6 protein-coding genes are annotated in these 12,009 nt (G+C 72.3%); 3 read left to right on the top strand and 3 right to left on the bottom strand.

Annotated elements, in window-relative coordinates; translation table 11 throughout:
* Positions 1 to 609: 609 nt before the first annotated feature.
* Both ABZS58_RS01760 and ABZS58_RS01755 read right to left on the bottom strand, forming a co-directional pair.
* Complete coding sequence (locus ABZS58_RS01760; protein ID WP_354776497.1) at positions 610 to 1,536, bottom strand: glycosyltransferase; 927 nt, start codon at positions 1,534 to 1,536, stop codon at positions 610 to 612.
* Entirely contained in the window at positions 1,533 to 2,456 is a 924-nt protein-coding gene (locus tag ABZS58_RS01755) for a sulfotransferase (protein ID WP_354776495.1), read from the bottom strand. The genes ABZS58_RS01760 and ABZS58_RS01755 overlap by 4 nt, the downstream gene beginning before the upstream one ends.
* A 130-nt stretch (positions 2,457 to 2,586) precedes the next feature.
* Between ABZS58_RS01755 and ABZS58_RS01750 the strand changes: the two genes are divergently transcribed.
* Positions 2,587 to 3,396 (top strand): WecB/TagA/CpsF family glycosyltransferase, encoded by an 810-nt coding sequence (locus tag ABZS58_RS01750; RefSeq protein ID WP_354776801.1) that lies wholly within the window; start codon positions 2,587 to 2,589, stop codon positions 3,394 to 3,396.
* A 301-nt stretch (positions 3,397 to 3,697) separates the two neighbouring features.
* On the opposite strand, the gene mfd is transcribed toward ABZS58_RS01750, so the two are convergent.
* The gene (gene mfd, locus ABZS58_RS01745; protein ID WP_354776493.1) at positions 3,698 to 7,294 is read right to left on the bottom strand and encodes a transcription-repair coupling factor; all 3,597 of its coding nucleotides are present in this window, start codon (positions 7,292 to 7,294) and stop codon (positions 3,698 to 3,700) included.
* Positions 7,295 to 7,520: 226 nt separating this feature from the next.
* On the opposite strand from mfd, the gene ppc reads away from it, so the two are divergent.
* Together ppc and cysC are read left to right on the top strand one after the other, a co-directional pair.
* Entirely contained in the window at positions 7,521 to 10,346 is a 2,826-nt protein-coding gene (gene ppc, locus ABZS58_RS01740; RefSeq protein WP_354776491.1) for a phosphoenolpyruvate carboxylase, read from the top strand.
* A gap of 45 nt (positions 10,347 to 10,391) precedes the next feature.
* Positions 10,392 to 11,942, top strand: coding sequence for an adenylyl-sulfate kinase (cysC, locus tag ABZS58_RS01735; protein WP_354776489.1), 1,551 nt, complete (start codon positions 10,392 to 10,394; stop codon positions 11,940 to 11,942).
* Positions 11,943 to 12,009 lie beyond the last annotated feature (67 nt).

Here is a 12,009-nt window from a genome sequence, read left to right as displayed (position 1 = left end):
GGTGACCGCTGGCCGGTGGACGCCTGAGACGGACGCCGGACGGTGACCGCTGGCCGGTGAGCGCCTGAGACGGACGCCGGACGGCGAGTTGCTGAGAACAGGCGTCGGATGGCGGTGCTGGACGGCGCCGTCGGATCAGTTGATCGACCATGATGGGCCCGCCGGGGTGTCGCGCACCGACACCCCGGCGGCTCGTAGCACGTCGCGGATCGCGTCGCCGGTGGCTCAGTCGCCGGCGGCGCGAGCCGTCGAACGCCACTCCGGCAACGATTCGGCCAGCGGCGCAAGTCGGCCCAAAGTGCCGGGACGGTCCACATCTTGGACGCCAGGCAGGCGTCGCGGCCACGGATCGGCATCCGGCGCGGTGCCGCCCGTTCGTCGGACGCCGCCGCCGCCGCAACCCTCCGCCGCGTCCGTGTCGGCGACCCGGTCCTGCGTCCGTGAAGCCGTACGGGGTGGCCGGCGGCATCGAGGGCACGGCGCCGCACCGCTGGAGGATCTCGCGGTGCGGCTGGACCGTCGTCGGTGCGTCTCGCCGGAACCCATGACCGCCGGCGGGTGGTGCAGGATCTGCGGTGAGCCGCCCTTGATCGATGCGGTCCTGTGGCGTCAGATGCCGTGGCCGCGGCGGTGGAGGGCGCCCAGGACGCTTTCGACCTTGACGACGCCGGTGACGGCGGCGAGGGCTATGGCGGCGCGGGGTTCGCGCCAGTTGGAGCGCATGGCGGCCTTGGTCCAGAGCCAGGCGTCGCGGCGGTTGCCCGAGGCGGCGGACCAGCAGGCGAGCTGGCCGTAGACGCGGCCGGCGCCGGTGCCCGAGCCGGCGATCTCCGGGTGGCGGGTCATCATCCAGCGCAGGGAGGCCATCTTGGTCGCGTACTCGTAGGCGAACATCGACGTGCGGCCCCACAGGACGCGGACGAGGGGCTCGTCGACGTGGACGATCTCGCCGCGCTTGGCGGCGCGCAGGAGCAGGTCCCAGTCCTCGTTCTGGCTGCCGGGGGCGTCCTCGGCGACCAGGCCCATCTCGTCCTCGGCGAAGACGAAGCGGCGCACCAGGAACGTCGAGGAGTGCAGCATCGACATCCGGGAGCGGACCAGGTCGTCCAGGCCGACCAGTGACGCCCCCGCCAGGCGGGGGGTGAGCCGGTCGCCGAACTCGACCTCGATGGCCGCCGTGCAGAACTCCGCCTGCGGTCGCTGCTGCAGCGCGAGCACCTGACGCCGCAGCTTGGTCGGGGTCCAGGCGTCGTCGTCGTCGCAGAACGCGACCAGATCCGTCTCCAGGGCCACGATGCCGGTGTTGCGGGCGCCGGCGAGGCCGGACTTGCGCAGGTTGGGCAGCACGTCGAGGGGGCGGTCGCCGCCGCGGCACAGCGACGCGTCAGGGTCGTGCTGGTCGAAGACCACGATGGTGCGCACGGGGCCGGGATAGTCCTGCGCGACGATGCCCTCGACGGCGCGGGCGAGCAGCTCGGGGCGGTTCCGCGTCGGCACGACCACGCCCACGCTCGGCCAGTGTCCGGTGGTGTTCATCGGGCACCCCGGTAGCCGTACATGCCGAGCAGCGGCGCGGTGAGTGCGCTGACCACTCTTCGTTGGCGTCCCGGCAGGGCGGTGCGCCATGCGTCGTCGCGGCGGAGCGGGACGGGGCCGACGGTGAAGCGCATCGGGTTGCCCGCGGCGCTGTGGCACGGCCCGAGCTCCGCCGTGCCGCCGTGCAGGAAGTCCATGCCGCCCCGGTCAAGTCCTGAAAAGTCAGAAATTTCGGACAAGACGGTCGACGGGGAGTCGAGCAGCGACTCGTACCGGACCCGCATGACCGGCACCCCGCACCGGTGCAGAACGGAGAGCGCCGTGTTGTGTGCGTTCCACAGCAGGGCGGAACGGCTCGGCGAGTACCGGGTCATCTCCTCCAGGCCGTCGGTCTCGGGCCGGCGCACGGTCTTCGTCCAGGAGTACGCCACCCCCCGGCTGTCCCGCACCACGTGCACGACCCGCAGGTCGATGCTGGGCGCGAACCGCAGGCAGTACGCGAGGGCGGCGTGCTTCGAGGAGTCGACCAGCACCTCCGCGCCGGAGACGACGGCCGCCGCCTCGTACAGCCTCGCGTACCAGTCCGCGTACTCCTCGACGAGCAGCCGGTGCGACTGGCTCATCCGTACGCTCGCCAACCGCGGAATGTGCCGGGTCCGCTCGACCGCGTGCCGCAGCGCGAGCACCCGCCACACGTCGACGTGCTGCCACCCGCCGAACGCCTTCTCCCCGACGGCCTGCCAGAAGTCGCAGGACGAGAAGTGTGCCCCGCAGGCGCAGCGCTCGTCACCGGCGACATCGCGCTCCCACAGGTGGACGACCTCGCCGAGCGGGCACACGCCGGGCAGCTCGCCGAGCAGGCGCTCCAGCAGGGTGGTCCCGCTGCGCCCGAGCCCGCCGAGGAACAGAACGCGTACCAACCGTCCTCCTTGGTCGTTTTGGTAGATATGCCAGCTGTGCTGGCATCTGTTACCTCTAACGACGAATTACGGATGAACGATGCTGCACACCAGAGCGCGCTGGCGGCGGGTCCCTCTCGGCGGCCTTTCCGTGGACCCATTGACCGAGGCAGAAGTCGTCTCCCACGTGCGCTCGGCCCTGGCCCGCGGCGAGGGCGGCTGGATCGTCACGCCCAACGTCGACATCCTGCGGCGCGTCTCCCGCGACCCCCGGCTCCGCGCCCAGTTGTGCGAGGCCGACCTGGTCGTCGCCGACGGCACGCCGCTGGTCTGGGCGGCCCGTCTCGCCGGCTGGAACCTTCCCGCGCGGGTCACGGGCTCCGACCTGATCTGGTCCCTGTCCCGCGCCCTGGCCGCCGACCACCACGGCGTCTTCATCCTCGGCGGGACTCCTTCGGACGGTTCGGGGTTCGCCGGTACGACGGCAGACACCGACTTCGACGACGTGGCCGACCTCGACGGTGCGCACCGGGCCGCGCTGGTGCTCGCCGACACCTTTCCCGGACTGCGGATCGCCGGGACGCTCTGCCCGCCGTTCGGGTTCGACACCGACCCCGACCTGCTCGAAGCGGTGTGCGACGCGGTCATCGCCGCCCAGCCGCAGATGGTGTACGTCGGCATCGGCTTCCCCCGTCAGGAGCACCTGATCCGCCGCCTGCGAGCCGCGCTGCCCGCCACCTGGTTCCTCGGCTGCGGCGCCGCGGTCAACTTCGTCGCAGGCGACATCCAGCGCGCGAACCCCGCGCTGCAGAAGGCCGGCCTCGAATGGCTCGACCGCCTCGCCCGTGAACCCCGCCGCCTGGCCCGCCGCTACCTGCGCGAGGACGCCCCGTTCGCCGCCGCGCTCCTGGCCCGCTCCCTGCACCACCGCCTGACCCACCGCCCTGCCCACCGGGCCTGAACTGTTACCCGCATTTCGCCTTCGGCGATGGCTCGCTGCGCTGTTTCCCGCCGGTCGCCTTCGGCGATGGCTCGCTGCCCCACGCTGCGCGCGGGTCCCGCCGGGGGATTCTCACCCCGGACCCCCAATGCGCCGCTCCGCGCCGCACTGCCAGCGCGTCCCGCGCGGCAGCCTCACACGCGTGCGCGTGGCATTGCGGTGGCCGCCGTCAGCGGTGGCTGCCGCAGCGCGGGAGAGCCCCCGCGAGGCGCGGGAGCCCCCGCGAAGTGCAAGAGCGCCCCGCGGGGCGGAGGCGGTGGGGTCAGGACCTGGTGGTGGCGGGGACCGGGTCGCCGAGGACGGTTTTCAGCAGCTCGGCGGCCCATTCGAGGAGCTGGGTGTCGCGCATCGGCTCGCCGCCGACGCGGCGGGTCGAGGGGCGGGGGAGGGAGACCGTGTCGGCCGCCGCCTTGTAGACCGACTCCGGGTAGAGGCGCTTCAGGCGCATCTGCTTCGAGTCGGCGAGCTGCAGCGGGCCGAAGCGCACGTGCTTGCCCTGCAGCGAGACGTCGACCAGGCCATAGGAGCGGGCGACGAACCGGAAGCGGGCCACGGCCAGCAGGTTCGCCACGGGCAGGGGCGGCTCGCCGTAGCGGTCCTTCATCTCGGCGACGATCTCGTCGAGGGCGACGGCGTCCTTGGCGCCGGCGATCTTGCGGTAGATCTCCAGGCGGAGGCGCTCGGCGCCGATGTATTCCAGCGGCAGGTGGGCGTCGACCGGCAGGTCGATCTTGACGTCGGGCTCCTCCTCCTCGGGGCGTTCGCCCTTGAACTGGGCGACGGCCTCGCCGACCATGCGCACGTAGAGGTCGAAGCCGACGCCCTCGATGTGGCCGGACTGCTCGCCGCCGAGGAGATTGCCGGCGCCGCGGATCTCGAGGTCCTTCATGGCGACATACATGCCGGCGCCGAGCTCCGTGTGCTGGGCGATGGTGGCCAGCCGCTCGTGGGCGTGCTCGGTCAGCGGCTTTTCGGGCGGGTAGAGGAAGTAGGCATACGCCCGCTCGCGGCCGCGCCCGACCCGGCCCCGGATCTGGTGCAGCTGCGACAGGCCGAGCAGGTCGGCGCGCTCCACGATCAGGGTGTTGGCGTTGGGGATGTCGATGCCGCTCTCCACGATCGTGGTGCAGACGAGGACGTCGTATTCCTTCTCCCAGAAGCCGACCATGATCTTCTCGAGGGCGTCCTCGGTCATCTGGCCGTGCGCGACCGCGATCCGCGCCTCGGGCACCAGCTCGCGCAGCCTGCGGGCGGCGCGCTCGATCGACTCGACCCGGTTGTGCAGATAGAAGACCTGGCCGTCGCGGAGCAGCTCGCGGTGGATGGCGGCGGAGATCTGCTTGTCGTCCTGCGCACCGACGAACGTGAGGACCGGGTGCCGCTCCTCCGGCGGGGTCGCGATCGTCGACATCTCGCGGATGCCGGTGATCGCCATCTCCAGGGTGCGGGGGATCGGGGTGGCGGACATGGTGAGCACGTCGACGGAGGCCCGCAGCTGCTTCAGGAACTCCTTGTGCTCCACGCCGAAGCGCTGCTCCTCGTCGACGATGACCAGGCCGAGCTGTTTGAAGCGGGTCGCGGTCTGCAGCAGCCGGTGGGTGCCGATGACGATGTCGACGGTGCCGTCGGTGACCTTCTCCATGGTCAGCTTCGTTTCGGTCGGGGTCTGGAAGCGCGACAGCTGCCGCACCTCGACCGGGAACTGCGAGACCCGCTCGGAGAACGTGTTGAAGTGCTGCTGGGCGAGCAGCGTCGTCGGCACGAGGACCGCGACCTGCTTGCCGTCCTGCACGGCCTTGAAGGCGGCGCGGACCGCGATCTCGGTCTTGCCATAGCCGACGTCGCCGCAGATCAGCCGGTCCATCGGGATCTGCTTCTCCATGTCGCCCTTGACCTCTTCGATCGCGGCGAGCTGGTCGGGGGTCTCCTGATACGGGAACGCGTCCTCCAGCTCCCGCTGCCACGGCGTGTCGGGGCCGAACGCGTGGCCCTGCGAGTTCTGCCGGACGGCATACAGCTGGATGAGCTGCGCGGCGATCTCCCGGACCGCCTTGCGGGCCCGCGACTTGGCCTTCTGCCACTCGGAGCCGCCCATCTTGTGCAGGGTGGGCGTCTCACCGCCGACATAGCGCGACAGCTGGTCGAGCTGGTCGGTCGGCACGAAGAGCCGGTCGCCGGGCTGGCCGCGCTTGGTCGCGGCGTATTCCAGGACGAGATACTCGCGGTCGGCACCGTTCACGGTGCGCTGCACCATTTCGATATACCGCCCGATGCCGTGCTGCTCGTGCACGACATAGTCTCCGGTGCGCAGCTCCAGGGGGTCGATCTGGTTGCGCCGCCGCGAAGGCATCTTGCGCATGTCCTTGGTGGACGCGCCCCGGCCGCCGGAGATGTCGGTGCCGGTGATGATCGCCAGGCGGGCGCCCTCGTCCAGGTAGCCATTGCCGAGCGAGCCGGTGGTGACGGTGACGACGCCCGGCGCGGGTATGTCCAAGATCCCATCCGCCGGCACCACACCCAGGCCGGCGTCGCGGAGCACCTCGACGGCGCGCTGCGCCGGACCGGAGCCCTCGAACACGAGTGCGAGCCGCCACCCGTCGCCGGCGAGCCGCTTCAGGTCGTCGACGACCCGGGCGGTCTCGCCGTGATAGAGCGGCGCGGGCTGCGCCGGCAGCGCGACGGAGATCGCATCGTCGGAGACGACGACCGGAGCGTCCTCACCGAGCCGCCACGGCTCATCGACAACAGCGGACGCGTCCAAAGAGAACGCCCCCAGCGACCACCACGGCAGGCCCAGCGAAGCCGCCGCCGCCCGCACCTCCGACAGGCTCTTGAACGCGGCCGCGCCCAGGTCGATCGGCGCCTTCCCACCGACCGCCGCGGCCGCCCAGCTCGCCTCCAGGAACTCCTCGCTGGTGCGGACCAGGTCGTGCGCGCGGGTGCGGATCCGCTCGGGGTCGCACAGCAGCACGTGCGTGCCGGCGGGCATGGTGTGCAGGACGAGCTCGAGGGAGTCGGTGTCGCCGAGCAGCGCCGGCGCCAGGGACTCCATGCCCTCCACGGGGATGCCGCCGGCGAGCTTGTCCAGCAGCTCCGCCAGCTGTGGATGGTCGGTCGACAGTGCCGCGGCCCGGGCCCGGACCTCGTCGGTGAGCAGCAGTTCCCGGCACGGCGGCGCCCACAGCCGGTCGACCTTGTCGATGGTGCGCTGGTCGGCGACCGCGAACGAGCGGATCTCCTCGACCTCGTCACCCCAGAACTCCACCCGCAGCGGGTGCTCCTCGGTCGGTGGGAACACGTCGAGGATCCCGCCGCGGACCGCGAACTCGCCGCGCTTGGTGACCAGGTCGACGCGCGCATACGCCAGGTGTGCGAGCCGGGCCACCAATGCGTCGAGGTCGGCGGACGCACCCGGCACCAACGCGATCGGCTCCAGGTCGCCGAGGCCCTTGAGCTGCGGCTGGAGCACCGAACGGACCGGGGCGACGACGACCCGCGGCATGCCCGCCGCAGGGGTCGGGTGGGCGAGCCGCCGCAGCACGGCGAGCCGCCGGCCCACCGTGTCGGAGCGTGGGGAGAGCCGCTCGTGCGGCAGCGTCTCCCAGGCCGGATAGACCACGACGTCGGCGGGGTCGAGCAGGCAGCCCAGGGCCGCGGCCAGGTCCTCGGCCTCCCGGCCGGTCGCGGTGACCGCCAGGACGGGCCGCTCGGCCGCGACGACCGCCGTGACGAACGTGCGCAGCGATGGGGGCCCGGTCAGGTCGACCTGGTCGCTGTGCCCGCCCCGGGCCAGGTCACGGACGCGGACGAGCGCTTGGTCCAACAGGGCGGCGGAGGTGAGACCGGCGAGTCTTGACATCGGAGCAACCCATCTGCACGGCAAACAACCCCGCGCCCGGGAAGGGCGGGGGTGTATCGAGCGAGACCCAGCCTATCCCCGAGGTCCGACAAAACCACCGAGGGTGAACCCGAGCCGGAAGCTGAGACGTGACTCACCGGAACGCCACGGTGCGTGGTTGCAGCCGATACGATGCCGGTGAAAACGGACAGCGCCGTCCCAGCCGACTCGTCCGGAGGGATCCAGCATGTCTGCAGAGGCACCCGCGTCCAGCGACACCGACGCCGCGCTGCGCGCCGACATCCGCCGCCTCGGCTCGCTGCTCGGGCAGAGTCTCGTCCGCCAGGACGGCCAGCAGCTGCTCGACCTCGTCGAAGAGGTCCGCGCGCTCGTCCGCAGCGACCCCGAGGCCGCCGCCGAGCGCCTGACCGGCCTCGACGTGGTCGCCGGCACCCAGCTCGCCCGGGCGTTCTCCACCTACTTCCACCTGGCCAACATCACCGAGCAGGTGCACCGTGCCCGCGAGCTGCGCCGCATCCGCGTGCGTGAGGGCGGCTGGCTGGAGCGCGCCGCGAAGCTGATCGCCGACCGTGGCGTCGGGGTGAAGGAGATCAGCTCGATCGCCTCCAAGCTCGCGGTGCGGCCGGTGTTCACCGCCCACCCGACCGAGGCGGCCCGCCGCTCGATCCTGACGAAGCTGCGCGCCGTCGGCGACGAGCTCGACGCCGAGGCCCTGGCCACCGCGCTCGACGGCGCGCTCGAGCCGGACAAGACCCGCGCCGCCCGCACCGACCGCCGCCTCGCGGAGCTGCTCGACCTGCTGTGGCAGACCGACGAGCTGCGGCTGGAGCGGCCCGAGCCGAGCGACGAGGCCCGCAACGCCGTCTACTACCTCGCCGACCTGGCCGGCGGAGCCGCACCGCAGGTGCTCGACGACCTGTACGACACCCTCAAGGACCTCGGGGTGCAGCTGCCCCCGACCGCGCGGCCCCTGAGCTTCGGCTCGTGGATCGGCGGCGACCGCGACGGCAACCCGTTCGTCACCCCCGCCGTCACCCGCGACGTCCTGCTGATCCAGCACGAGTACGGCATCCGCGCCGCCGAGGGCATCATCGACGGCCTGATCGACGAGGTGTCGGTCTCCAAGCGCCTGCGCGGGGTGTCGCTGGACCTGTCCGCGAGCCTCGCCGCCGACCTGGACAACCTGCCGGAGCTGCCGCCCCGCTACCGCCGGGTCAACCTCGAGGAGTCCTACCGGCTGAAGCTGCGCTGCATCCGGCTCAAGCTGCAGCACACCCGCACGCGCCTGGCCACCGGCACGCCGCACAAGCAGGGCCGCGACTACCTCGGCACCGGCGAGCTCATCGCCGACCTGGAGCTGATGCGGGCGTCGCTGGCGCGCAACGGCGGCCAGCTCGCCGCGACCGGCAAGCTCGCCTCGGCGATCCGCACGCTGTCCGCGTTCGGCCTGCAGCTGGCCACCCTCGACGTGCGTGAGCACGCCGACGCCCACCACGAGGTCCTCGCCCAGCTCTACCGGCGCGTCGGCGAGGTCGAATACGCCAACCTGGACCGTGAGTCCCGCCGCCAGCTGCTCATCGACGAGCTCAACGGCCGCCGCCCCCTCGCCACCCGCGACACCGGGCTGACCGACAACGCCCGCAAGACGTTCGACGTGTTCGCCGCGATCCGCGAGGTGCAGGAGCGCTTCGGCCCGGAGGTCGTCGAGACGTACATCATCTCCATGACGCAGGGCATCGACGACGTGCTCGCCGCGGTCGTCCTCGCCCGCGAGTGGGGCCTCGTCGAGGTCAGCGCCGGCGCCGGCTTCGGCGGTGCGTCGATGGAGTCGGCCCGCGCCCGGGTCGGCTTCGCGCCGCTGCTGGAGCAGGCCCGCGAGCTGGAGATGGCCGGCGAGCTGCTGGACGATCTGCTGTCGATCCCGGTGTACCGCGCGATCGTGCGCGCCCGGGGCGACGTGCAGGAGGTCATGCTCGGCTACTCCGACTCCAACAAGGACGCGGGCATCACCACGTCGCAGTGGATGATCCACAAGGCGCAGCGCCAGCTGCGTGACGTCGCCGCCCGGCACGGCGTCCGGCTGCGGCTCTTCCACGGCCGCGGCGGCACCGTCGGCCGCGGCGGCGGCCCGACCCACGAGGCGATCCTGGCCCAGCCGTGGGGCACCCTCGACGGCGCGATCAAGGTCACCGAGCAGGGCGAGGTCATCTCCGACAAGTACACGCTGCCGGCGCTGGCCAGGGAGAACCTCGAGCTGACCCTGGCCGCCGTCCTGCAGAGCGCCCTGCTGCACACCGAGCCCCGGCAGCCCGCCGAGGCCCTCGCGCGCTGGGACGCGGCGATGGAGACGGTGTCGAACGCCGCGTTCACCAACTACCGCGGCCTGGTCGAGAACCCGGACCTGCCCGCGTACTTCTGGGCGGCCACCCCGACCGAGCTGCTCGGCGCGCTCAACATCGGCTCCCGCCCGGCGAAGCGGCCCAACGCCGATGCCGGCCTCGGCGGCCTGCGGGCGATCCCGTGGGTGTTCGGCTGGACGCAGTCGCGGCAGATCGTGCCCGGCTGGTTCGGCGTGGGCAGCGGCCTTGAAGCGGCCCGCGTGGCCGGCCTCGGCGACGTGCTGCGCGAGATGCACGAGAAGTGGCACTTCTTCGGGACCTTCCTGTCCAACGTCGAGATGATGCTGGCCAAGACGGACCTGGAGATCGCCTCGCGGTATGTCGACACGCTGGTGCCCGACCCGCTGAAGCCGGTCTTCGAGGTGATCCGCGCGGAGTACGACAAGACCGTCGCCGAGGTCCTCGCGATCACCGGCGAGTCGGCGCTGCTGGAGCGGCAGCCGGTGCTGGACCGCACGCTGGGCGTCCGCGACAGCTACCTGCAGCCGCTGCACCACCTGCAGGTGTCGCTGCTGGCCCAGTATCGCGCGAGCAAGGCCGCCGACAGCGGTGTCTGGGGCGGCGGGCGGAAGTCCTCGCCGGACCCGGCGCTGGAGCGGGCGCTGCTGACCACGGTCAACGGCATCGCGGCCGGCATGCGCAACACGGGCTGAACCCCCGCTGGGAGAAACGACGGGAAAACTGACAGACTGTCACGCGTGTCTGTGAACGGTGGGGCGGTCGAGGGTTGGGCGTTGCCGGACGAGGTGCTCCGGGACGCCCCGACCTTCACACCCCGCCCGTCGGAGATCGCCGATCTTGAGCTGCTGCTGTCGGAGGCGTATCGGCCGCTGTCCGGCTTCCTCGGCAAGGCCGACCTGACGTCGCTGCGGCGCAACGGCCGGCTCGCCGACGGGACCGCGTGGCCGGTGCCGGTGACCCTGGAGGTCCCGCAGTCGGTGCTCGGCCAGCTCGACGTCGCCGACCCGCGAAAACGGGTGCTGATCCTCGCCGACCTGGAGGGCGCCCCGATCGCCGCGCTGGACACCACCGAGGTGTATCCGACGCGGGAGGGCTTCGGCGGCGCCGCCGGCCGGGTCAAGCGGCTCGGCGACGGCGGGCACGGGGCGTTCCGCCGCATGCGCCGGACCCCGGCGGAGGTGCGCGGCACGCTGCCGCAGGGCCGGATCCTCGGGGTCATCGCCGACCGCCCGCTGCACCGGCCGCAGCTGGCACAGATCGCCCGCGCCGCTCGTACTCTCGCCGCACACCTGCTCGTGCTGGTGCCGGTCGGCAGCCCGGGCCCCGACGGCCTCGCGCCGGAAGCGCTGGTCCGCTGCGTGCTCGCCGCGCGCGACCGGATGCCCCCGTGCACGATCGTGGCGCTGCCGCTGCCGCACCACGGCGGCGACGACATCCGCGCCGCGATGCTGCGCACCCGGGTCGCCGCCGCCTACGGTGTCACCCACCTGCTCGCCTCCAGCGACTCGATGCTGTCCGGCGGCGGCCTGCGGGTCCTCGTGCCCCGGGAGCTCGCCTACGACGGCCGCGACGGGCAGTGGCGCTCCCTGGACGACATCCCGCCGAAGCACCGCCGGCTGCCGCTGACCGCCGCGGAGATCGAGGACCACCTCGACCGGGGCACGATCCTGCCGGAGTGGCACACGCCGCCGGCCGTCGCCCGCGAGCTCGCCCGGGCCCGGCCGCCGCGCCGGCAGCGGGGCCTGGTCGTGTTCTTCACCGGCCTGTCCGGCTCCGGGAAGTCGACGATGGCGACCGGCGTCGCCGACGCGCTGCAGGAGACGGGGGAGCGCACCGTCACCCTGCTCGACGGCGACATCGTGCGCCGCCACCTGTCGGCGGGCCTCACGTTCTCCGCCGCGGACCGCGACACCAACATCAAGCGGATCGGCTGGGTCGCCGCCGAGGTCGGCCGCCACGGAGGGGTGGCGATCTGCTGCCCGATCGCGCCGTATCACGAGGCGCGCGCAGCGGCCCGGGAGTTCGCCCGTAACGCCGGGGCCGGTTTCGTGTTGGTCCATGTGTCGACACCGCTCGCCGAGTGCGAGCGGCGCGACCGAAAAGGGCTCTACGCGAAGGCGCGTGCCGGGCTGATCAAGGGCATGACCGGCATCGACGACCCGTACGAGGCACCGGTCGACGCCGAACTGGCGATCGACACCACGGACCTGTCGTACGGCGAGGCGGTCACGACCGTCCTGCGCTACCTCGGCAACAACGGCTGGCTGGATCCCCGCCCAATTCCGTAAAAGCGGGCACATCTACCCATTACGCCTGAAGTGCCGGAAGCGTTAGCCCCTGGAGAACCTGACGCCG

Origin of the sequence: Dactylosporangium sp. NPDC005555 (genome assembly GCF_040605635.1) — a bacterium.
Lineage (GTDB): Bacteria > Actinomycetota > Actinomycetes > Mycobacteriales > Micromonosporaceae > Dactylosporangium.
Note: the sequence above shows the minus strand (reverse complement) of the source record. Positions and strands in the feature narration are given on the sequence as shown.